This is a genomic window from Stenotrophomonas sp. YAU14A_MKIMI4_1, from assembly GCF_003086855.1.
Lineage (GTDB): Bacteria > Pseudomonadota > Gammaproteobacteria > Xanthomonadales > Xanthomonadaceae > Stenotrophomonas.
On the sequence record NZ_CP025998.1, the window covers coordinates 3846172 to 3869536 of the forward strand.

19 protein-coding genes are annotated in these 23365 nt (G+C 67.4%); 10 read left to right on the forward strand and 9 right to left on the reverse strand.

What is annotated here, in order from left to right; genetic code table 11:
* Positions 1-26: 26 nt before the first annotated feature.
* Entirely contained in the window at positions 27-1142 is a 1116-nt protein-coding gene (locus C1931_RS17355) for an NADH:flavin oxidoreductase/NADH oxidase (RefSeq protein WP_108757216.1), read from the forward strand.
* A 22-nt stretch (positions 1143-1164) separates the two neighbouring features.
* On the opposite strand, the gene C1931_RS17360 is transcribed toward C1931_RS17355, so the two are convergent.
* From C1931_RS17360 to C1931_RS17385, 6 genes are all read right to left on the reverse strand, one after another.
* The gene (locus C1931_RS17360) at positions 1165-1875 is read right to left on the reverse strand and encodes a response regulator transcription factor (protein ID WP_234412688.1); all 711 of its coding nucleotides are present in this window, start codon (positions 1873-1875) and stop codon (positions 1165-1167) included.
* Between the two features lie 10 nt (positions 1876-1885).
* Positions 1886-4528 (reverse strand): sensor histidine kinase KdpD, encoded by a 2643-nt coding sequence (locus C1931_RS17365; RefSeq protein ID WP_108757218.1) that lies wholly within the window; start codon positions 4526-4528, stop codon positions 1886-1888.
* A gap of 71 nt (positions 4529-4599) precedes the next feature.
* Positions 4600-5226, reverse strand: a complete 627-nt coding sequence (kdpC, locus tag C1931_RS17370) for a potassium-transporting ATPase subunit KdpC (protein ID WP_108757219.1) — start codon at positions 5224-5226, stop codon at positions 4600-4602.
* Between the two features lie 9 nt (positions 5227-5235).
* Positions 5236-7284, reverse strand: coding sequence for a potassium-transporting ATPase subunit KdpB (kdpB, locus tag C1931_RS17375; RefSeq protein WP_234412924.1), 2049 nt, complete (start codon positions 7282-7284; stop codon positions 5236-5238).
* A gap of 25 nt (positions 7285-7309) precedes the next feature.
* A complete protein-coding gene (gene kdpA, locus C1931_RS17380) occupies positions 7310-9043 on the reverse strand; it encodes a potassium-transporting ATPase subunit KdpA (protein WP_108757221.1) in 1734 nt (577 codons plus the stop codon).
* Positions 9044-9114: 71 nt separating this feature from the next.
* A complete protein-coding gene (locus C1931_RS17385) occupies positions 9115-9843 on the reverse strand; it encodes a TorF family putative porin (protein WP_108757222.1) in 729 nt (242 codons plus the stop codon).
* A gap of 255 nt (positions 9844-10098) precedes the next feature.
* Here C1931_RS17385 and C1931_RS17390 point away from each other — a divergent pair, with 255 nt between their 5' ends.
* From C1931_RS17390 to C1931_RS17400, 3 genes are all read left to right on the forward strand, one after another.
* On the forward strand, positions 10099-10500 hold the full coding sequence (locus C1931_RS17390; RefSeq protein WP_108754228.1) for a hypothetical protein: 402 nt from the start codon (positions 10099-10101) through the stop codon (positions 10498-10500).
* 3 nt (positions 10501-10503) lie between these two features.
* Positions 10504-10950 carry a 3-dehydroquinate dehydratase gene (locus C1931_RS17395; RefSeq protein WP_108750447.1) on the forward strand — a complete coding sequence of 149 codons (447 nt, stop codon included), beginning with the start codon at positions 10504-10506 and terminating at the stop codon, positions 10948-10950.
* Between the two features lie 426 nt (positions 10951-11376).
* Positions 11377-11778 (forward strand): hypothetical protein, encoded by a 402-nt coding sequence (locus C1931_RS17400; RefSeq protein WP_108757798.1) that lies wholly within the window; start codon positions 11377-11379, stop codon positions 11776-11778.
* Positions 11779-11897: 119 nt separating this feature from the next.
* Here C1931_RS17400 and glmS read toward each other — a convergent pair whose 3' ends face one another.
* Positions 11898-13736, reverse strand: coding sequence for a glutamine--fructose-6-phosphate transaminase (isomerizing) (gene glmS, locus C1931_RS17405; protein ID WP_108757223.1), 1839 nt, complete (start codon positions 13734-13736; stop codon positions 11898-11900).
* Between the two features lie 201 nt (positions 13737-13937).
* Here glmS and C1931_RS17410 point away from each other — a divergent pair, with 201 nt between their 5' ends.
* From C1931_RS17410 to C1931_RS17435, 6 genes are all read left to right on the forward strand, one after another.
* The gene (locus tag C1931_RS17410) at positions 13938-15221 is read left to right on the forward strand and encodes an efflux RND transporter periplasmic adaptor subunit (RefSeq protein WP_108757224.1); all 1284 of its coding nucleotides are present in this window, start codon (positions 13938-13940) and stop codon (positions 15219-15221) included.
* Between the two features lie 24 nt (positions 15222-15245).
* The gene (locus C1931_RS17415; RefSeq protein ID WP_108757225.1) at positions 15246-15968 is read left to right on the forward strand and encodes an ABC transporter ATP-binding protein; all 723 of its coding nucleotides are present in this window, start codon (positions 15246-15248) and stop codon (positions 15966-15968) included.
* A gap of 10 nt (positions 15969-15978) precedes the next feature.
* Positions 15979-17280 carry an ABC transporter permease gene (locus C1931_RS17420; protein ID WP_108757226.1) on the forward strand — a complete coding sequence of 434 codons (1302 nt, stop codon included), beginning with the start codon at positions 15979-15981 and terminating at the stop codon, positions 17278-17280.
* Positions 17281-17300: 20 nt separating this feature from the next.
* Positions 17301-18518, forward strand: coding sequence for an FtsX-like permease family protein (locus C1931_RS17425; RefSeq protein ID WP_108757227.1), 1218 nt, complete (start codon positions 17301-17303; stop codon positions 18516-18518).
* Positions 18519-18622: 104 nt separating this feature from the next.
* Positions 18623-19969 (forward strand): sigma-54 dependent transcriptional regulator, encoded by a 1347-nt coding sequence (locus C1931_RS17430; protein ID WP_108757228.1) that lies wholly within the window; start codon positions 18623-18625, stop codon positions 19967-19969.
* The gene (locus tag C1931_RS17435; RefSeq protein ID WP_108757229.1) at positions 19966-21327 is read left to right on the forward strand and encodes an ATP-binding protein; all 1362 of its coding nucleotides are present in this window, start codon (positions 19966-19968) and stop codon (positions 21325-21327) included. Before C1931_RS17430 ends, C1931_RS17435 begins: the two co-directional genes overlap by 4 nt.
* A gap of 92 nt (positions 21328-21419) precedes the next feature.
* Here the strand turns inward: C1931_RS17435 and C1931_RS17440 are convergent, their stop codons facing one another.
* Both C1931_RS17440 and glmU read right to left on the reverse strand, forming a co-directional pair.
* Positions 21420-21953: a GNAT family N-acetyltransferase gene (locus C1931_RS17440; RefSeq protein WP_108757230.1), complete on the reverse strand. Its 534-nt coding sequence runs from the start codon at positions 21951-21953 to the stop codon at positions 21420-21422.
* The gene (glmU, locus tag C1931_RS17445) at positions 21922-23289 is read right to left on the reverse strand and encodes a bifunctional UDP-N-acetylglucosamine diphosphorylase/glucosamine-1-phosphate N-acetyltransferase GlmU (RefSeq protein ID WP_108757231.1); all 1368 of its coding nucleotides are present in this window, start codon (positions 23287-23289) and stop codon (positions 21922-21924) included. The genes C1931_RS17440 and glmU overlap by 32 nt, the downstream gene beginning before the upstream one ends.
* Positions 23290-23365: the final 76 nt, after the last annotated feature.

Consider the following 23365-nt stretch of genomic DNA (forward strand, 5'->3'; position numbering starts at 1 on the left):
CGCTGCACCCCGCTACCGAGATCTTCATGACCGCTCTGTTCAGTCCCTTCACCCTGAAGGGCATCACGCTCCGCAACCGCATCGCCATTCCGCCCATGTGCCAGTACTCGGCGCACGAGGGCTATCTCAGCCCGTGGCACACCACCCATTACGCCGGCATGGCGCGGGGTGGCGCCGGTCTGGTCATCGTCGAAGCCACCGCCGTTTCCGCTGAAGGCCGCATCACCCCCGGCTGTGCCGGGCTGTGGGAAGACGGCCAGATCGAAGGCATGGCGCAGGTTGCCGCGGCGATCAAGGCCGCCGGCGCCGTGCCGGGCATCCAGATCGGCCATGCCGGGCGCAAGGCCAGCGCCAACCTGCCGTGGGAAGGCGACGACCATATCGCCGAGGGCGACCGCCGTGGCTGGCCGACACTGGCGCCGTCCGCGCTGGCCTTCGGTGGCGGGCTGGGCAAGGTGCCGCAGGCGATGACGCTGGACGACATCGCGCGCGTGCAGGCCGATTTCGTGGCCGCCGCCCAACGCGCGCTTGCCGCAGGTTTCCAGTGGCTGGAACTGCACTTCGCCCATGGCTATCTGGCACAGAGCTTCTTCTCGCCGGTGGCCAACCAGCGTACCGATGCCTACGGCGGCAGCGCTGAAAACCGCGGCCGCTTCCTGCGCGAAACCCTGGCCGCCGTGCGCCGCGTGTGGCCCGAACACCTGCCGCTGACCGCGCGCTTCGGCGTCGTGGAATACGACGGCAACGACGAGCGCTTCTACGACGAAGCCGCGCAGCTGGTGCGGGAGATGCGCGATGGCGGGCTGGACCTGATCGACGCCAGCATCGGCTTTTCCACCGCCGCCAGTCGCGCGCCGTGGGGACCGGGCTTCTTCGTTCCGGTAGCCGCACGCCTGAAGCGCGATGTGCAGATGCCGGTGGCCGCGAGCTGGTGCATCGACGATCCGCACATGGCCGAAAAGGCCGTGGCCGAGGGCAGCATGGACCTGGTGCTGATCGCCCGTGCGCACCTGGCCAACCCGCACTACCCGTACCAGCTGGCGCTGGCACTGGGCGAACAGAACCCGGCCGGTGTGCTGCCGCCGCCCTACGCGTACTGGCTGTCGCGCTACCGCGGCCCCGGCAAGGGCGCCGCGCAGTAACGGCGCAGCACCGGCGCCGTTGTCAGCCGCTGCCGTGGAACTGCAGCCCCACCCCGGGCAGCGTCTGGATGTAACGCGGTGCGGCGGCGCTGTCGCCGATCTTCGGCCGCAGGCGTGCCAGCAGGATGCGGATGTAGTGCGCATCGCGGTTGTGGGTGGGACCCCATATGCCGGTCAGGATGACCGGCTGGGTCACCACCCGCCCGGCGTTGCGGGCCAGCAGCAGAAGCAGCGCGTACTCCTTGCGCGACAGCGCAAGGGGGCTGCCCTGGAAGGTGACCACGTGGGTCTGGTCGTCGATGCACAGGCAACCGTCGTCGAAGCGGAACGGCTCATCGCCGCTGCGGCTGGCCGAGCGCAGCAGCACCCGGATGCGCGCCATCAGTTCATCGATGCCGAACGGCTTGGTGACGTAGTCATGTGCACCGCCATCGAGCGCGGCCACTTTCTCGCGCTCACCGGCGCGCGCCGTCAGCATGATCACCGGTGCCGGCGAAAACGCCCGCAGCTGGGCCAGCACCGCGTGCCCGTCCATGTCGGGCAGGCCGACATCCAGCACCACGATATCCACGCTGCAGCTGCGGGCCACGTCCAGCCCGCCCTGCCCGTTCTCGGCCAGCAGCACCGTATAGCCCTGCGCACGCAGGCTGATCTGCAGGAAGCGACGGATATGCGGCTCATCATCGATGACCAGCACGTTGATGCCCGATTCCACGGCGGCAATCTGCGTCACATCGGGTTCCTCATGCCGCCGTGGGCCGCAGCATCGGCAGGGTGATGCGGATGACGGTGCCCACGCCATCCGGCCCGGCAAACGCTTCAACCGATCCGCCATGCGCGCCGATCATGCCCTGCGCGATGGTCAGGCCCAGCCCGGTGCCCTTGCGGTTCCTGTCGCCACGCTCGACGCTGTAGAACATGTCGAAGATGCGCTTGCGCTCGTCTTCGGGAATGCCGGGGCCACGATCGCGCACGTCGATCTGCAGGTTGCCGCCGAGCAGGCGAGCGGACACATCCACCGCCGCGCCCGGCGGGGAGAACTTGGCGGCGTTCTCCAGCACGTTGAACAGCCCCTGTTCGACCAGGGCCGGATGCACCCAGATGGGCGGCAGTTCCGCGGCGATGGCCACATCCAGCGTGACCCCCGGCTGGTACCGGCGCAGACGCCCGGCGGCCGATCCGATCAGTTCATCCACGCCCACCCAGTCCCGGTTCAACGTCAGCCCATCGTGGCCCAGCCGGGTCATGTCCAGCAGGTTCTGGATGTAGCGGTCGAGCCGATCGCCCTCCTCCAGGATGGTGTCGAGCAGGTTCGCCTTGTCCTCGGCGGACAGCGCATCCGGGTAGCTCACCAGGCTGCTGGCCGAACCAATCATCGACGCCAGCGGCGAGCGCAGGTCGTGCGACACCGACGACAGCAACGCCGAACGCAGGCGCTCGGTTTCATTGCTGACCCGCGCGCCCTCCAGATCGGCCACCAGCCGGGTGCGCATGATGGCCTGGGTCACATCGTCGATCATCGCTTCGGCAAGGCGGCGCTGCTCGGGCGCCAGGCGCGCGGTGTCCTCGCCCCAGCGCAGCCCCATCACGCCCACCACGGTGCGGTTGGCCAGCAGCGGAACGAACCACCACGGTGAGCCAGCCAGCGTATCGGTGAAGCGCCCGGCCTGCTGGCGATGCGCCAATGACCAGTCCGCCGCCGCCTGATCGGTGGCCTGCAGCACCGTGCCAGGCGACTGCTCGGTGCGATCGGCGGACTGGATCCACACCGCAACCCCCAGGCTGCGTTCCATCGCAATGCGCCCCACATGCAGCACCTGGCCCAGGTCGGCCGCGCTGCTCAGGCCGCGCCCCAGCCGTTCCATCATCGTGGCCTGCGCATTGACCGCGCGCAGCGCCAGGATCTGCGCGCGCAGCCGGGTGGCCAGGCTGCCGCAGACCAGTGCGGCCACCAGGAAGATGACCACCGTGGCCACGCCACGGTTGGCGCTGATGCTGAAGGTGAAGGTGGGTTCGATGAAGAAGAAGTTGTAGCTGAAGAAGCACAGCGCCGCGGTGCCAACCACGCCCAGCATGCTGGTGCGGGTGGCCACCAGGATCACCGCCACGATGAAGACCATCGACATGTCGTCGATACCGAGCCATCGCTGCGCCATCCACGAAGCCACGATCGCGCCCAGGGTGGCCAGCACGGCAGCGCTCAGATCGTGCCGCAGCAGCGAACGGTCGGGAATGCGCAGCCGGCGGCGCGCACGCGCACGTGCTTCGGGCGAGCTGATGATGACCAGTTCGTAATGCGCCCCGCGCTGCAGCAGTTGTTGGGTCAGCGTGCGGTTGATCATGCGGGCCAGCGGCCGCTCGCGGGTGCGGCCCACGATCAGCGTGGATGCACCGCAGCGTTCGGCGTGGTCCAGCAGCGCATCGGCCACGTGGGTGCCGTGCACCACCTCGGCGTCCGCACCCAGGCTGCGTGCCAGTGCGAAGGCGCGGTCCAGCTCGGCCTGGCGTGTGGCCTCCACCGGCTTGCCGGACTGCACGGTCACCACCGTCCAGGGCGCATCACGGCGCTGGGCGATCCTGCGCCCCGCGCGCACCATGTATTCCGATGCGCCCATGCCATCGATGGCGATCAGCACCCGGTTGCGCAGCGCAATGCCGGGCAGGCCGCGTGCGATCTGCGATTCGCGCAGGTCTTCTTCCACGTGGTCGGCCGCCGTCTGCATGGCCAGTTCGCGCAGCGCCGCCAGGTTGGACGGCGAAAAGAACGCCTGCAAGGCGTGGGTCGCCTGCTCGGGCAGGTAGACCTTGCCCTGGTTCAGGCGTTCAATCAGTTCGCGCGCGGGAAGGTCGACCAGGCGGATGTCGCGCAGGCGGTCGAACACCGCATCGGGCACGGTCTCGCTGACGCGGATGCCGGTGATGCGATGGACGACGTCGTTCAGGCTTTCCAGGTGCTGGATGTTGATCGTGGTGTAGACATCGATGCCCGCATCCAGCAGATCGATCACATCCTGCCAGCGCCGTTCATGGCGGCTTCCCGGAACGTTGCGATGGGCCAGTTCATCGATCAACGCCACCTGCGGACGGCGCGCCAGGATTGCATCGACATCCAGTTCCTGCAGCTTGCGGCCCTGGTATTCAATGCGCCTGCGCGGAATCAGCTCCAGCCCGTCCACCAGCGCGGCGGTTTCGGAACGGCCGTGGGTTTCGACGATCCCCACCACCAGGTCGATGCCCTGGCGGCGCAGCTCGCGTGCGCGCGACAGCATGGCGTAGGTCTTGCCCACGCCGGGCGCGGCGCCCAGGAAGACGGTCAGGTGGCCGCTGTTCTGCCGGCGCAGTTCGCCCGCCAGCGCATCGGCCTTGGCGTTGCGGTCATCGTTCATGGGCAGGTTCCATCAGGTGTGCGCAGGCCCCTGTGCGTACACAGGGGCGGCTCGATCCGAGCGTGCCGCGCTCAGTTCCGGGTCGGGGCCGGTGCCACCTGGTCCAGCGCCAGGTTCAGCTCCAGCACGTTCACGTGCGGCGCACCATAGAGGCCAAAGCGCATGCCTTCGGTGTGCTTGGCCAGCAAGGCCTGCACATCGGCAGCCTGCATGCCGCGTGCCTTGGCCACGCGCTGCACCTGGATCTGCGCGGCCTGCGGCGAGATGTGCGGATCGATGCCGCCACCAGACTGGGTCACCAGGTCGCTGGGCACCGCTTCCGGCGCCACGCCGTCGCGCGCCGCCACGGCCGCGCGGGCCTCGTCCACCCGCGTGCGCAGGTCCGGGTTGGTGCGGGCCTGGTTGCTGCCGGCCAGCGCCATCACGTCGTAGGACGCCGCCGACGGGCGCGACTGGAAGTAGCGGTCATCGGCAAACGGCTGCGCCACCAGTGACGAGCCGACCACCTTGCCGTCGCGCTCGATCAGGCTGCCACTGGCGGCGGCCGGGAACATCAGGTTCCCCAGGTTCGTGACCGCCAGCGAGTAGACGAAACCGAAGCCCAGCAGCGAGGTGATCGCCAGGCCGATGGAAGCGCGCCAGACGCCACTGCGGGTGGGAGCGGAGTGCGACGAAGCGTGTTCAATGATGTTGTTCATGGCAGGTCCTCAGGCACCGAACACGGCGGCCAGCGCAATGTCGATCAATTTGATGGCCGGGAACGGCAGCAGCACGCCGCCCAGGCCGTACACCAGCACATTGCGGCGCAGCAGCGCGGTGGCGCTGGCGGCACGGAAGCGCACACCGCGCAGGGCCAGCGGAATCAGGATCGGAATGATGATCGCGTTGAAGATCAGCGCGGCCACCACCGCGTTGGTCGGGCTGGACAGGTGCATCACGTTCAGCGCGGCCATCGAGGGAACGGCGGCGAACATCGCCGGCAGGATGGCGAAGTACTTGGACACGTCATTGGCCAGCGAGAACGTGGTCAGCGCGCCGCGGGTGATCAACTGCTGCTTGCCCACTTCCACCACCTGCAGCAGCTTGGCCGGGTCCGAATCCAGGTCGACCATGTTGCCGGCTTCCTTGGCTGCCTGCGTGCCCGAGTTCATCGCCAGGCCGACGTCGGCCTGCGCCAGCGCCGGCGCATCGTTGGTGCCGTCGCCAACCATCGCCACCAGGCGCCCCGAGGCCTGTTCCTGGCGGATACGGGCCAGCTTGTCTTCCGGGCGTGCCTCGGCGATGTAGTCGTCCACGCCGGCTTCGGCAGCGATGGCCGCGGCGGTCAGCGGGTTGTCGCCGGTGATCATCACCGTCTTGATGCCCATTGCACGCAGCTGCGCGAACTTTTCCTTGATGCCGTGCTTGACCACGTCGGACAGCTCGATCACCCCCAGCAGGTGGCGACCATCGGCCACCACCAGCGGCGTCGCGCCATTGCGGGCTACCTGTTCCACGCGCGCCGACAGTTCCGGCGACGGCTCCGAGCCCAGCGACTGCGCGTACTTCACCATGGCGTCGATGGCGCCCTTGCGGATGGCACGCACGTGGCCATCGGCCAGGTTCAGGTCGACACCGGACATGCGGGTGTGCGCACTGAACGGCACGAAGTGCGCGTTGGTCGGCTCTTCGATGGGCGTGTTCGGCTGGCGGGCCAGCTTGACGATCGACTTGCCTTCCGGGGTCGGGTCGGCCAGCGAGGACAGCAGGGCCGCTTCGCGCAGGCGCTGCATGTCCACGCCCGCCAGCGGATGGAACGCCGTGGCCTGGCGATCGCCGTGGGTGATGGTGCCGGTCTTGTCCAGCAGCAGCACGTCCACGTCACCGGCCACTTCCACCGCCTTGCCCGACTTGGCCAGCACGTTGGACGACAGCGCGCGGTTCATGCCGGCAATGCCGATGGCCGGCAGCAGGCCACCGATGGTGGTCGGGATCAGGCAGACCAGCAACGCCACCAGCAGCAGCGGGTCCAGCGAAATGCCCACGAAACCGGCGATGGACGGCAGGGTCAGCACCACGATCAGGAAGGTGAGCGTCATGGTGACCAGCAGCAGACCCAGCGCAATCTCGTTCGGGGTCTTCTGCCGGTTGGCACCTTCCACCAGCGAGATCATGCGGTCCAGGAAGCTGTTGCCCGGTTCGGCGGTCACCCGCACCACGATCTCGTCGGACAGCACCTTGGTGCCACCGATCACGCCGGAGCGGTCGGTGCCCGCCTCGCGCAGCACCGGTGCCGATTCGCCGGTCACCGCCGATTCGTTGATGGTAGCCAGGCCACGGATGATCTCGCCGTCGGCGGGCACGATCTCGCCCGCCGACACCACCACCAGATCGTCCGGGCGCAGCTCTGCGGCCGGCACCGATACCGCGCTGGCCGGCTTGGCCGCATCGCTGATCCGGCGCGCCACCAGATCCTTGCGTGCACGGCGCAGCGAGGCGGCCTGGCCGCGACCGCGCGCTTCAGCCACGGCCTCGGCGAAGTTGGCGAACAGCACGGTGACCAGCAGCAGTGCGGTAACCGCCCAGCCGGTGCCGGTGGCGGCCTTGCCGGTGATGGTCAGGCCCGCCGTGAGCAGGGTGCCCAGCCACACCACCGCCATCACCGGGTTGCGGAAGGCATGGCCAGGCGACAGCTTGGCGAAGGACGCAATGACAGCGGCCTTGAACCCGGCGGCATCCAGCAGCGCCGGGCGACCGGGGCGATGCCCGGTGTGCATGGAAGTATCAGTCATTGGGAAATCCTCAGAAGGCCTTGAGCGCCAGGTGATCGGCGATGGGGCCCAGCACCAGAACCGGCATGAACTGAAGCAGGGTCAGGATGACGACCACCGCGATCAGGGTGAGTGCGAAGGTGGGCGTTTCCACGTGCAGCGTGCCCGGGCTTTCCGGAACGGCACGCTTGCGCGCCAACATTGCCGAAATGACCAGCGGGATGATCAGTGCCGGGTAACGGCCCAGCGCCAGCACCACCGCACAGGTCAGGTTCCACCAGTAGGTGGCATCGCCCAGACCTTCGAAGCCGGAGCCGTTGTTGGCAAAGGCCGAAGTGAATTCATAGAACACCTGGCTGATGCCGTGGAAGGACGGGTTGGAATTGCCGGTCAGGCTGGGCACGGCCAGGGTGATGGCGGTGAGGGACAGCAGCACCAGCGGCTGCAGCAGCACCAGCACGGCCAGCAGTTTCACTTCCGGCGCTTCGATCTTGCGGCCGAACAGTTCCGGGGTGCGGCCGGTCATCAGGCCGGCCAGGAACACGCTCAGCAACAGATAGACCAGGAACTGCTGCAGGCCGCAGCCGATGCCACCCCAGATGGAGTTGACCAGCATGTTGCCGATCGTGACCAGGCCAGTAAGCGGCGCCAGCGAATCGTGCATCGCGTTGACCGAACCGTTGGAGGTCTGCGTGGTCAACGCCGCCCACAGCGCGGAAGCGTCGGCGCCGAAGCGCACTTCCTTGCCCTCCATCAGCGCAATGTCCGTACTGGTGGACGACAGCGATTCAGACCACAGGGCCACACCGGTGGAAACCAGCGACATGGCCAGCATGGTGCCGACCACCAGCGCGGTGAAGCGGCGGCGCCCGGTGAAGGCGCTGACCATGAAGGCGATGCTGACCGGAATCAGGATCAGAGCCAGGGTTTCCAGCAGGTTGGAAAGCGCGGTCGGGTTTTCCAGCGGCACCGCACTGTTGGGGCCGTACCAGCCACCGCCATTGGTACCCAGCTGCTTGGCCGCCACCATCGAGGCCACCGGCCCCAGCGGAATCTTCTGCTCGGCCATGCCCGCAGACGCGTCGATGGGCGTGGCCACCGGGCCGCCGTTCAATGTGGACGGCACGCCCTGCCAGGTCAGCAGCAGCGACCACAGCAGGCACAGCGGCAGCATCAGGCGCACGGCCGGGCGGATGACATCGGCCCAGTAGTTGCCCAGGTCGGGTTCGCCATCGCTTGCAACGGCCGACGGCGCGCGATCCTTGCCCGTAGCGGCCAGCACATCGCGCCTGCGCCCGCCGAACAGGCCGCGCAGCGTCGCCACCACCAGGGCCAGGCCCATCATCGGGGTGATCACCTGCAGGCCAACGATGCCGGTCATCTGCGCGAAGTAGGACAACTGCGCCTGGCCGGAATAGTGCTGCTGGTTGGTGTTGGTCAGGAACGAGACCATCGTGTGCAGCGCTAGGTCCCAGCGCATGTTCGGCGCGTTGTTGGGGTTCAGCGGCAACCAGGCCTGGGTCATGAAGATGGCCAGGGTCAGCACGGCCAGCACCAGGTTGCTGACCAGGAACGCCGTAACGTACTGCTTCCAGCCCATACCCTGGCCAGGCGCAACGCCCAGGATGCGATAGAGCGGCCGTTCGATCAGGCCAAACACGCGGTCACCCCACATGGGGTTGCCACGCATCACCGCCGCCAGATAGCGGCCAATGGGCCAGCCCAGCAACAGGGCCAGCGCAATTACGGAAAGGAACTCGAACATGGGATGTCCCACCTTGTTGTGGTTGGATCGCCGTGCGCGCGGGGGCGCCTGCCAGCGATGCCGGACTCAGTTCAGAACGACGCCTGCAGCGCGGCTTCGACGCGCGACCCCGCCAGATCGGGGAAGATGCGCTTGGCCGCCGAATCGGTGGCGTGCGCGGTCACGCGCAGTTCGAACGGCGCCTTGAAGGCCCAGATGCCGCTCAGTTGGCCGTGCGTGTAGCTGTCGTTGTAGGCGTCTTCCAGCCAGTAATGGCCCACGGCGGCCTCGAAGCGGACGCTGTCGCTGACCGGCAGTCGCGCGCCCAGCTGCGCGTACACGCCGCGCTCGTCGGTGGCCAGGGCATCGGGCGAGTACGCCACCTGCAGCCAGTAGTTCTGCTTCCAGGTCACGGTGCTGTTCAATTCGGTCCAGTTCAGATCCACCGTGGTGGACGGGTACCGGTAGTGGGTCAGGTTGACGTCCAGCGCCCAATCGTCGGACAGGCCGCCGGACCAGCCGGCGATGAAATCCAGCTCGCTGCTGGCATGGGTCTCCGGCGCGAATTCGACGTTGGAGCCCCAGACCGACGCGTACCAGCCCGATTCGGCACTGGCCTTGAAGCCGGCCTGCACGGCCGCATCGCCCTGGGTCTGGCTGGAACCGCGCCACACGTAATCATTGGCAATGGCGGCCGAGCCGGACACGGTGGCCGCATGGCTGCTGAGCGCGGTGCCGGCGAACAGGACCAGGCCGGCCAGGCTACGGATGGCAATGACCTGGGCGCTGACGCGCTGGCCCGGGAAGAGGTGCAGAGACATGGAATGACAACTCACAGGATGGCTGTTCAGCCGATGCGAAAATTGTCGAATCGATGCCTGTAAAAAGCCCATTCCCGCGTTGATACGCCGCGTAAAATCTTCATAAAATTTCACGCCCCGCTGGCGACGATGCAGCGCACCGCGCCGGCCGTTACGTTGATTTTATGCAGGGCAGGCAGAACACGGCTGGCGATTTTACGTAGCCCACCGCGACCATGGCATCACCGCACCGCAGGGTGTGAAACCAGAACCGCCATGACCGTGATCGTGATTCGCCACGCAACCCCCAGCAGTGTGCCGCCGAGCCTGCCTGCGCACGTGGGCAACCATCCCGTGGTCTGCAAAGACTGCAGTGGCGTGGAAGAGATTCGCCAGTGTCTGTGCCAGATCGATGCCCAGCCCCGCGACTGGGTGGTGCTGGAACTGGGTGCCGTGGACGAGCAGCAATGGTGCGAACAGGCCGCCGCGCTGGGCCACGCGCTGGACCAGTTGCCGGCGCAGTACATCGAAGTCCAGGCCACCTGCGAACTGGACCTGCAGTCGCGGCTGCGCCTGCAGCACGCGCCGGCCGCCGTGGTGGTCGACCATCGCAACGCGCAGGGCGGCTATCCGCTCTCGCTGGGCATCATCCGCCACCGTCTGGCCATGGAGGCCTGAGCCATGTCGATCTTCATCATTCGTGGCCCGGAAGCCAGTGGCCGTCTTATCCGCACGGCCGCACCGCTGCCCAGCCCCGTGCTGAAGGCGCTGGTGGAACGCGCCATCGATGCCGGCACCACCATCGCCATCCGCGCGTGCGGTTCCGAGCAGGAACTGCTGGACGCACTGCGCGTGGCCGACCACAGCCGCGGCGAGATCACCCTGCTCGACCCCGGTGCGTGCGCCGACAGCGCCCGCCTGCAGCGCCTGCTGCCGCACCTGCATAACGCCTATGTGGAAGTGCATGACGATGGCGCACAGCGCGAGACCTGCATTCCCGCCGGTGCGGGGCGCCGGCTGGCGGTGGCCAGTGGCTACGGTGCGCAGAGCTATGCGTTGGGGTTGGAGATCGCGCTGGAACACCTGGGGCTGGCCGAAGACAGCAACCGCTTCCACGTGGGGACCTGAGCCGCACCCGGAAGATCTGTAGCGTCGAGCCTTGCTCGACGAACCGTCGGCAACCGGTGTCGCAATCGGCGCGCCGCCGCGTGCGTCTGCAGCGCATCGGTGTATTGCAACAATTTCGATCTTTCCAACTTTCCTCATTGGCGGCCAAGGCGACCCATGCGAAATATGGGTGGCCACCGAAAACGGGTGGCACGGGCTTGCAATCCCGTGGGTAGTTTCTGCTGGTTACGCTAGCCTGTCGGCGTCGCCCATTCCCTGTGGGTGGCGTCGGCAGGCACTCTGTCCGCGCACCTATGGCGGGCGGTGCGTGGGGGCCTCGTGCCCGCCGGCTTTTGCAGAAGCTCCCCGGTATTGCAACCACGCACCGTCCGCCACCCTTGCTGTTAAGCGGGGTGGCTTCTTCGCCGCATGCAGAAGGAAGCCGCCATGAGCACCTCGCGATACCCGTACCTGTTCGCCACTTTGGGCGAGGCCGCCAACACCCTGCCCGATGAACTTGCCCAGCCGCTGGAAACCACGCTTGCCGCCCAGCAGACCGATGCGGGCATCACTCTGCTGGGCAGCCTGCAGCGCATCCGCCAGGTAGATGCCGCCGATGGCCAGCCGCTGCAGCGCAAGGGGCGTAGCAACGGCCAGTGCATGGCACTGGCGCGCATCAATCGCGCCAACGCCGGGCTGACGCTGCTGCTGGAACTGCTGCACGCCAGCGAGCGCGTGCGCGTGGATGGCGACGAAGCGCAGCAGGTCGGCAACGATGTGCGCGAAGGCCTGCTGCTCGCGTGCCGTGGCCTGGCCGAATACGTGGATGTGCAGGTGCACGCGGCCTGAGGCATTCCGCCGGGCATGGCCCGGCGCTACCGATGGTGGCCGAGCCGTGCCCCGCGGCGCCGGTGTTGCCCGGCCCCTGGTAGCGCCGGGCCATGCCCGGCGGCCACAGCCCTTCCGGCTTATTCCACCGTAACGCTCTTGGCCAGGTTGCGCGGCTTGTCCACGTCGGTGCCGCGTGCCAGCGCGGTGTGGTAGGCCAGCAGCTGCACCGGAATGGTGTGCACCACCGGGCTGAGCACGCCGGCATGGCGCGGGGTGCGGATCACGTGCACGCCTTCGGACTCGTTGAAGTTGCTGTCCTGGTCGGCGAACACGAACAGTTCGCCGCCACGCGCGCGCACTTCCTGCATGTTCGACTTCACCTTTTCCAGCAGGCTGTCGTTGGGCGCGATCACCACCACCGGCATGTCTTCGTCCACCAGCGCCAGCGGGCCGTGCTTCAGCTCACCGGCCGGGTAGGCCTCGGCATGGATATAGGTGATTTCCTTCAGCTTGAGCGCACCTTCCAGTGCGATCGGGTAATGCAGGCCACGGCCCAGGAACAGCGCGCTGCTCTTGCGCGCGAAGCGCTCGGCCCAGGCGGCGATCTGCGGTTCCATGTTCAGGGCGTGCTGCACGCTGCCCGGCAGGAAACGCAGCTGTTCCAGGTATTCCGCTTCCTGTGCTGCATCCACCCGGCCGTGCAGCTTGCCCAGCACCACGGTCAGCTGGAACAGCGCGGCCAGCTGGGTGGTGAAGGCCTTGGTGGAGGCCACGCCGATTTCGGCGCCGGCACGGGTGTAGCAGACCAGTTCGCTGGCACGCGGAATCGCACTTTCCGGCACGTTGCAGATCGACAGCGTGTGGGTGTGGCCCAGCGACTTGGCGTACTTCAGCGCTTCCATCGTATCCAGCGTTTCGCCGGACTGGGAAATGGTCACGATCAGGTGCTTGGGATTGGCATACGCGGAGCGGTAGCGGTACTCGCTGGCGATTTCCACGCTGCACGGCAGGCCGGCGATGGATTCGATCCAGTAACGCGCGGTCAGGCCCGAGTAGTAGCTGGTACCGCAGGCCAGGATCTGCACGCCTTCAATGCCGGCCAGCACGGTTTCGGCATTCTTGCCGAAAAGCTCGGCCGGGAAACCACCGGCGTCGATCGCCGCTTCGATGGTGTCACCCAGCGCGCGCGGCTGCTCGTGGATTTCCTTCTGCATGAAGTGGCGGTACGGGCCCAGTTCCAGCGAGGCCAGCGACACATCGGACAGATGGGTGTCGCGCTGCACCGGCTGGTCGTGTTCGTCGAACACCTGCACGCCATCACGGCGGATATCGGCGGTGTCGCCCTCTTCCAGGAAGATGACCTTGCGCGTGGCCGAGATCACGGCCGACACATCGGACGCGACGAAGTTTTCGCCCTCGCCCAGGCCCACCAGCAGCGGGCAGCCCATGCGCGCGCAGACGAAGTGGTCCGGCTCGGCGCGGCTGACCACGGCCAGGGCGTAGGCGCCGGTCAGTTCCTTCACCGTGCGCTGCAACGCGCCCAGCAGGCTGTCGCCGCCCTTCAGGTGGTGGTGCATCAGGTGCGCGATCACTTCGGTGTCGGTCTGCGACTCGAAGGTGTAGCCCAGCGCGCGCAGCTTCTCGCGCTGCTCTTCGTGGTTTTCGATGATGCCGTTGTGCACCAGCGCCACGCCGTGGCTGATGTGCGGGTGCGCATTGGCCTCGGTCACCCCGCCATGGGTGGCCCAACGGGTGTGGCCGATGCCCAGGCTGGCGTTGAAGCCCTCGGCCTCGGCGGCGGTGGCCATTTCCGAAACACGGCCGGTGCGGCGCACGCGGCGCACGTCCGGGCGCTCGCCCTGGTCGATCACCGCAATACCGGAAGAATCGTAGCCGCGGTATTCCAGTCGTTTCAGTCCTTCGATCAGCACCGGCACCACATCGCGATCAGCGATCGCACCTACGATTCCACACATGTCGCGTTTCCTTCAAGACGGTGTCGGCATTCTAGCGTGGGTGTCCGCCCTCCCCCGCCTGTCCGCTTAATGAAAGTGTCCGCTGCAGTGTCCGCGGACACCCGGACACCGATCACGGGCCGCTAAATCACTGATTCATAACACCAAAAAGTTGGCACGCGACGTGCTTGGTATGGACTACCACCGACAGGCACGTACCCGATGATCCGCGACACCTCTGCCCAGGACCAGATCGTTTCCTCCGCCCCGGCCGGCACCTCCCGCTCGGGCGCCGCCCTGCGCCGTTACCGCTGGCCGGTGCTGGGCGGGCTTGCCCTGCTGGCCGCCATCGGCTGGGCGGTGCATGCCTGGTCCAATGCCAGCCGCTCCTTCGACAGCAGCCGGGTGCGCATTGCCGAAGTGCAGCGCGGCGACCTGGTGCGCGACATCGCCGCCGACGGCCGCGTGATCGCCGCCAACAGCCCCACCCTGTACGCCATCTCGGCCGGCACCGTGGACCTGAAGGTGGTGGCCGGTGACGTGGTGAAGAAGGGCCAGGAGCTGGCGATCATCGACAGCCCGGAACTGCGCAGCAAGCTGGCCCAGGAACAGGCCACCCTGGCCGGCCTGGAAGCCGAAGCCAGCCGCGCCGCGCTGGACGCCACCCTGGCCCGCGCCAAGTCGCGCAAGGAAACCGACCAGGCCAGCATCGAACGGCAGGCCGCCGACCGCGACCTGCAGCGTTACCAGCGCGGCTACGACGGCGGCGCGGTGCCGCAGATCGACCTGGCCAAGGCCCAGGACAGCCTGAAGAAGGCCGACATCACCCTGGCCAACGCCACCACCGACGCCCGCCTGCAGAGCCAGGGCGCCGACCTGGATGCGCGCAACAAGCGCCTGCTGGCCGACCGCCAGAAGGCCGTGGTGACCGAAGTGCAGCGCCAGGTGGACGCGCTGACCCTGCGTGCCCCGTTCGACGGCCAGGTGGGCCAGGTGCAGGCCACCCAGGCCACCAACCTGGCGGCCAACGCGCCGGTGCTGGGCGTGGTGGACCTGTCCAAGTTCGAAGTGGAGATCAAGGTGCCGGAAAGCTTCGCCCGCGACCTGGCCATCGGCATGCCGGCGCAGCTGACCGGCGGCAACGGCAAGCCGTTCGCCGGCGAGATCAGCGCCGTCTCGCCGGAGGTGGTGAACGGTGAAGTGAACGCCCGCGTGCGCTTTGCCGCCGCACAGCCCGAAGGCCTGCGCCAGAGCCAGCGCATGTCGGTGCGCGTGCTGCTGGATACGCGCCGGAACGTGATGAAGGTCGAGCGTGGCCCGTTCGTGGAACAGGGCAACGGCGTGGCCTATGTAATGGACGGCCGCACCGCGGTGCGCCGGCCGGTGGAACTGGGCGTCAGCAGCCTGGGCGAAGTGGAAATCAAGTCGGGTGTGCAGCCGGGCGACCGCATCGTGGTCTCCGGCAGCGACCTGTTCAAGGACGCCGAACGCGTCTCCGTCAACTGACACATCCTGGAGAGAGGACACCCCATGTACATGCTCGAAATGCGTTCGGTCGCCAAGGTCTTCCGCACCGAACAGGTGGAAACCCACGCACTGCGCTCGCTGGAACTGCAGGTGAAGGAAGGCGAATTCGTGGCCGTCACCGGCCCGTCCGGCTCTGGCAAGACCACCTTCCTGAACATTGCCGGTCTGCTGGAAACCTTCACCAGCGGCACCTATCTGCTGGACGGCCAGGACGTGAGCACGCTGGGCGATGATGCGCGCAGCCGCCTGCGCAACCAGAAGATCGGCTTCATCTTCCAGGGCTTCAACCTGATTCCCGACCTGAACCTGTTCGACAACGTGGACGTGCCGCTGCGCTACCGCAAGATGAGCGCCAACGAACGCCGCGAGCGCATTGAAAAGGCGCTGACCCAGGTCGGCCTGGGCTCGCGCATGAAGCACTATCCCAACGAACTGTCCGGCGGCCAGCAGCAGCGCGCGGCCATTGCTCGTGCCCTGGCCGGCAGCCCGCGCCTGCTGCTGGCCGACGAACCGACCGGCAACCTGGACACGCAGATGGCACGCGGCGTAATGGAGCTGCTGGAAGAAATCAACGCCGCCGGCACCACCATCGTCATGGTCACCCATGACCCGGAACTGGCCGCGCGCGCGCAGCGCAACGTGCACATCGTCGATGGCCAGGTGACCGACCTGGTGCGTGAGCCGGTGCTGGCTACCCCGCGCCGCATCGTTGCCGTGAACGAGTGAGGGCCTGACCATGTTCGCCTACTACGCCCGCCTGGCGGCGCGCAGCTTCCGCCGCAACAAGGTGCTGACCGCGCTGATGGTGGTAGCCATCGCGCTGGGCATCGGTGCCTCGATGACCACCCTGACTGTCTTCCACGTGCTTTCCGGCGATCCGATCCCGGAAAAGAGTGATCGCCTGTTCTACGTGCAGCTGGACCCGGGCCAGCGCGGTGGCTACGTGCCCGGCGAAGAACCCAATTCGCAGATGACCCGCTTCGACGGTGAGGCACTGCTGCGCGAGGCCAAGGCCGAACGCCAGGCGTTGATGAGCGCCGGCGGCGGCACCATCGAACCGGACAACAGCACCCTGCAGCCGTTCACGATCGATACGCGCTGGACCTCGGCCGATTTCTTCCCGATGTTCAACGTGCCCATGCAGTACGGCCGCCCCTGGACCCGCCAGGACGATGACGCCCGCGCGCGCGTGGTGGTCATTTCCAAGGCGCTGAACGACAAGCTGTACCAGGGCGGCAACAGCGTGGGCAAGGACATCCGCATGGATGGCCAGAGCTTCCGCATCGTGGGCGTAATGAAGGAATGGAATCCCGAACCGCAGTTCTTCGACCTGACCACCGGCAGCTACGGCAAGGATGAAGACCTGCTGCTGCCGGTCAGCACGTCCTTCGAAATGAAGCTGGGCAGCAGCGGCAACATGAACTGCTTCGGCGAGAACCCGGACGGCAACAGCTACTCGTTGAACGCACCCTGCACCTGGCTGCAGTACTGGGTCGAGGTCGACCCGGCCAAGGCCGACGACTATCGCCGCTACCTGGAAAACTATTCCAGCCAGCAGCGTGAGGCCGGTCGCTTCCAGCGCCCGCCGAACGTGCGCCTGCGCAACGTGATGGAGTGGCTGGACTTCAACGGCGCGGTGCCCAGCGATGTGCGCCTGCAGCTGTGGCTGGCCCTGGGCTTCCTGGGCGTGTGCCTGGTCAACACGGTGGGCCTGCTGCTGGCCAAGTTCCTGCGCCGCAGCGGTGAAATCGGCGTGCGCCGTGCGCTGGGCGCCAGCCGTGGGCAGATCTTCCTGCAGTGTCTGGTGGAAGCCGGTGCGGTGGGCGTGGTCGGCGGCGTGCTCGGCATCGGCGTGGCCCTGCTGGGGCTGTTCGCGGTGCGCCAGCAGCCGGTGGACTACGCCAAGCTGGCCCACCTGGACGGCAGCATGCTGCTGCTGGCCATCGGCCTGACCTTGTTTGCCAGCCTTGCTGCCGGCTTCCTGCCCGCCTGGCGCGCGATGCAGGTCACCCCGGCCATCCAGCTCAAGTCGCAGTAAGCACCCGAACGAGGACTCCCATGGACATCCGCCCCATCCTCAGCACCCTGCGCCGGCACAAGACCGCTGCCGCGCTGATCGTGCTGGAAGTCGCCCTGACCTGCGCCATCGTCTGCAATGCGCTGTTCCTGGTCAGCCAGCGCGTGGAAAAGATCAGCATGCCCAGCGGCATCGCCGAGAACGAACTGGTAATGGTGCGCGTGAGCGGCATCGGCAAGCAGACCAACGGCCTGGCCCGCACCCGCGAAGACCTGGCCGCGCTGCGCGCCATTCCCGGTGTCACCAGCGCCACCATCATCAACCAGGTGCCGTTCCGCGGCGGTTCTTCAAGCAGCAGCATCCAGCGCCAGCAGGACCAGGAACAGCCCACCACCGAAGCATCGATGTACACGATGTCCGAAGATGGCATCCGCACGATGGGCATCAACGTGATCGCCGGCCGTGACTTCCAGCCCGACGAATACCGGGACTACGAAGTGGTCAGCAAGGCCGGTTCGCAGGACAAGGCGATCCCGGTGATCTTCACCCAGGCCACTGCCGCGAAGATGGAACCCAATGGCAATGCGCTGGGCAAGACCTACTACATGGGCAAGCAGCCGCTGCATGTGATCGGCATCGTCGACACCCTCACCACCCCCACCGGCTGGGCCAACAACTGGTCCGAATCGATGCTGCTGCCGCTGCGCCGTGGCTTCGACGAAGGCGGCACCTACATGCTGCGCACCGCACCGGAGCGCCGCGACGAGGTGCTGAAGGCTGCGGTGGCTGCGCTGGAACGCAACGATCCCAACCGCCTGATGCGCGAAAAGATGACCTATGAAGAACAGCGCCAGAAGTACTTCAGCAACGACCGCGCCATGGTCGGCCTGCTGGTGACGGTGTGCGTGGCGCTGCTGGTGGTCACGGCCCTGGGCATCGTCGGCCTGGCCAGCTTCTGGGTGCAGCAGCGCAGCAAGCAGATCGGCATCCGCCGTGCGCTGGGTGCCACCCGCGGGCAGATCCTGCGCTACTTCCAGACCGAGAACTTCCTGCTGGCCACCCTGGGCATCGTGCTGGGCATGCTGGCGGCCTACGCCATCAACCTGGCCCTGATGAACATGTACGAGCTGCCGCGCATGCCGCTGCTGTACCTGCCGCTGGGCGCCCTGCTGCTGTGGGTGCTGGGCCAGATCGCAGTGTTCGGCCCAGCCCGGCGCGCCGCCGCGGTACCGCCGGCGGTGGCCACCCGCGGGGCCTGAGACGTACCCCCGGGCCCTGCGCGGCCACGGGTTTGGCTATGCTTGATGGGTGGCGCCGGTCACGGCTCTCTTGGCGCCACCCATCCCTTCTCCAGAATGCGTCCATGCCTGCGATCCTGATCATCGACGACAACGCCAGCGTCGCCACCGCGTTGGACGTGCTGTTTTCCCTGCATGACATCGACACCCTGCAGGCGCAGAGCCCGGCCGAAGGGCTGGCCCTGCTGGAATCGCAGCCGGTGGATCTGGTGATCCAGGACATGAACTTCACCGAAGACACCACCTCAGGTGAGGAGGGCGAAGCACTGTTCGCGCAGATCCGCGCGCGCCACCCCGATCTGCCGGTCATCCTGCTGACCGCCTGGACCCACCTGAGCAGTGCGGTGGACCTGGTCAAGGCCGGTGCCGCCGACTACCTGGCCAAGCCGTGGGATGACCGCAAGCTGCTGACCACGGTGAACAACCTGCTGGAGCTGTCCGAGGCGCGCCGCGAGCTGGACCAGCGCCGCGCCCGCGAACAGCGCCAGCGCACCGCCCTGGAAACGAAGTACGAGCTGTGTGATGCAGTGTTCGCCGATCCGGCCAGCGAGCGCATCATCGCCCTGGCCTGCCAGGTCGCACGCTCGGAACTGCCGGTGCTGATCACCGGCCCCAATGGCGCCGGCAAGGAAAAGATCGCGCAGATCATCCAGGCCAATTCACTGGCCGCCAAGGGCCCGTTCGTGGCGGTGAACTGCGGCGCGCTGCCCTCGGAACTGATCGAAGCCGAACTGTTCGGCGCCGAGGCCGGTGCCTATACCGGTGCCAACAAGGCACGCGAGGGCAAGTTCGAAGCGGCCGACGGCGGCACGCTGTTCCTGGATGAGATCGGCAACCTGTCCCTGGGCGGACAGATGAAACTGCTGCGCGTACTGGAAACTGGCCGCTTCGAGCGCCTGGGCTCCAACCGCGAGCGGCAGGTGAAGGTGCGCGTGGTCAGCGCGACCAATGCGGACCTGCCGGCGATGATCCGCGACGGCAGCTTCCGCGAAGATCTGTATTACCGCTTGAACACCGTGGAGCTGGCACTGCCGCCGCTGGCCGAGCGTCCCGGTGACATCCTGCCGCTGGCCGAGCGTTTCCTGGCCGCCGGCAAGCCGCTGTCCAGCGCCGCCGCGGCCGCGCTGCAGCGCCACCCGTGGCCGGGCAACGTGCGCGAACTGCGCAATGTGATCCAGCGCGCCGAACTGCTGGCCAGTGGCCCGCGCATCGAGGTGACCGATCTGAACCTGCCGCGTGCGCCGGCCGCAGCACGCCCCGCGCCGAGCGCCGGCAACGACCCGGACCGTGCGCGTATTGAAGAGGTGCTGGCACGCAACCACGGGGTGATCGCGCAGGCGGCCGCCGAACTGGGGCTGAGCCGGCAGGCGCTGTATCGCCGCATGGACCGCCACGGCATTCCGCGCGAATGAAGCGGCGCTCGTTCACCTTCCGCCTGTTCCTGCGCCTGCTGCCGGTGCTGGCGCTGGCTGCGGCATTGCCGTGGTTGCTGGCCTACTGGCTGGACCACGGCTGGGCGGTCACCCTGGTGTCCACCGTACTGCTGCTGGCGCTGATGTGGTGGGCGCTGCGCCGTGCCACCGCACCGGTTCGATCGCTGATGCGGGCATTGGCCGGCACCACCAGCAGCTACCGCGACGGCGAATACAACTTCAGCGTGCATTGGCCGGGCAACGACGAGTTGGGTGACCTGGTACAGGCCCACCGCGAACTGGGCGATGTGCTGCGCGAACAGCGCCAGGGGCTGGTGCAGCGCGAGCTGCTGCTGGACACCATGGTGCAGAACACGCCGGTGGCCATGCTGCTGATCGCCGCCGGTGGCGATGGCATTGCGCGCGTGGTGTTTTCCAACCTGGCCGCACGCAAGCTGCTGCACGGCGGCTGGAAGCTGGAGGGCCAGCGGCTGCAGGATGTGCTGCAGCAGATGCCGGTGGAGCTGCGCGATGCCATCGAGCGCGGCGGCGACAGCCTGTTCGCGGTGCGCCCGGACGTGGACGACGGTACCGAACTGGACGAGGACGACGAACAGGTCTACCACCTGTCGCGGCGCGCGTTCCATCTGAACGGCCGCCCGCACGATCTGCTGCTGGTGCGGCTGCTGACCGCCGAACTGCGGCGGCAGGAAGTGCAGACCTGGAAGAAGGTGATCCGGGTGATCAGCCATGAGTTGAACAACTCGCTGGCGCCGATTGCCTCGCTGGCCCATTCCGGCGGCGAGCTGGTGAAGCGCGAGCGTTTCGACCGCCTGCCCGAGATCTTCAGCACCATCGAAGACCGCGCACGCCACCTGGAAGGCTTCATCCGCGGCTACGCGCGCTTTGCCAAGCTGCCGCAGCCGCAGCTGCAGACCGTGCACTGGGCGCCGTTCCTGGCCAGCCTGGGCCAGCAGATTCCGTTCACCATGGACCACCCGCCCAGCGAAGACCTGAGCAGCCGCATCGACATCGCCCAGTTCGGCCAGGCGTTGTTGAACCTGCTGAAGAACGCGCATGAAGCCTGCGCCGAAGCCGACCCGCCCAACGACGATGTGCAGGTGCAGCTGACCCGCCTGCCGCAGTGGCTGCGGCTGGATGTGCTGGACCGCGGCAAGGGCATGAACGAGCAGGTGCTGCAGAACGCACTGATGCCGTTCTATTCCACCAAGCGCAACGGCACCGGGCTGGGCCTGGCGCTGACCCGGGAAATCGTGGAAGCGCACGGCGGGCGGGTGTCATTGCAGAACCGCGGCGAGGGCGGGCTGTGCGTGTCGATCCTGTTGCCGGTGGGGTGAACAGGGGGGGCGTATCCACGCATGGCGTGGATCTACCGGGGATAGGACCATGGCGGGCGGCAGTAGATCCATAGGCCGATCAAGGTCGGCCGCTACAGCACCCGACGCATCGCGACCCGCAGATGCATCGGAAACGCCAACGCAGCCTCTTCGGCCATCACGGCCTGAAGGCCGGCGCCCCATTCCGCTTCCGGCACCGTGACGAATCCTTCGCTGGCGTAAAAGGCCGCGTTCCACGGCACATCGCTCAACGTGGTCAGTACCGCTGCCGGATAGCCGTCTGCCCTGGCCATCGCCAATGCGTGGCGCAACAGCGCACGTCCATGGCCCCGGCGCGCGTGCGCGGGATCCACATCCATCTGCAGCACATGGAACTCACCTGCCAGTTCACCGGCCAGCAGGTAACCGGCGATTCCGCCGTCGGCCGCATCCACCACCCACACCTGCCGGCGCCGCAGACCTTCGTGCAGCGCAGGCAGATCCAGGCCATGCCCGGCAAACACCGGATAGGCATCATGGCCCTTCAGCAGCTCGCCGGCGCGCTGTTCGATGCCTGGCAGCACGCCGAGCTCATCGGCGTGCGGCACACGTGGCTCAGGACTTCTTGATCGGGCGCTTCCAGCCATCGATGGTTTCCTGTCGTGCGCGCGCCAGGGTCAGCTTGCCATCGGGTGCGGTGCGGGTGATGACCGAGCCGGCCGCAATGGTGGCGCCCTCGCCGATCAGCACCGGCGCCACCAGTGCACTGTTGGAACCGATGAAGGCGTTGTCGCCGATGGTCGTAGTCGACTTGTTCACCCCGTCGTAGTTGCAGGTGATGGTGCCGGCGCCGATGTTCACCTTGCTGCCGATCACCGCATCGCCCAGGTAGGTCAGGTGGTTGGCCTTGCTGCCCACGCCCAGGGTCACTTTCTTGGTTTCCACGAAGTTGCCCACGTGCACGCCATCGGCCAGCACCGTGCCCGGACGCAGCCGCGCGAACGGGCCGATCTGCGCGGCGCCTTCGCTCACCACGCCTTCCAGATCGCAGTGCGCGCGCACCTCGGTGCCCGGCCCCAGGGTCACGTCCTTCAAGCGGGTGAACGGCCCGATGCTTACGCCATCGCCCAGCACCACGGCGCCTTCCAGGATCACGTCCACGTCGATCTGCACGTCGCTGCCCACGGTCACCTGGCCGCGTACATCCACGCGGGCCGGGTCAAGCACGCGCGCGCCCTGGGTGCACAGGGCGCGCACCGCGCGGCGCTGCCACGCGCGTTCCAGCTGCGAAAGCTGCCACGGGTCGTTCGCGCCTTCGGCTTCCTGGGCGTCGGCCACCAGGGCCATCTCCGCCGGGGTGAACTCATGGGCGGCGAAGGCGAACACATCGGTCAGGTAGTACTCGCCCTGCGCGTTACGGTTGGACAGCTGCGACAGCCAGCGCCGCAGCGCGGTCGATTCGGCGGTAATGATGCCGGTGTTGATGATGCGGATGCGGCGCTGCTCGTCATCGGCATCCTTCTGTTCGACGATGGCGCCGACCTTGCCCTCGGCATCGCGCAGGATGCGGCCATAGCCGGTCGGGTCGTCCATCTCGGCCACCAGCACCGCCAGGCGCCCCGGCTGCGCCAGCAGGTCACGCAGGGTCTGCGCGCGGATCAGTGGGACATCGCCGTACAGCACCAGCACCTGCGCGGCGTCGGGCACTTCGGGCATGGCCTGGGCCACGGCGTGGCCGGTCCCCAACTGCTGCGCCTGTTCGGCCCACAGCAGGTCCGGCTGGTCGGCGAAGCGCTGGCGGACTGCTTCGCCACCATGACCGTAGACCACGTGGATCGCCGCCGGCTGCAGTTCGCGCGCGGTGGCGATCACATGCGCCAGCATCGGCTGCCCGGCGATCGGCTGCAGCACCTTGGGCAGCACCGACTTCATGCGCTTGCCGGCGCCGGCGGCCAGGATGATCACGTGCAGGGGTTGGGTCATGGGCGGCTATCCGTAGGTCGTTGCCGACGATTCTAGAACGCAGGCCGTTAACATGGGCATCCCTGCAGACTCCATT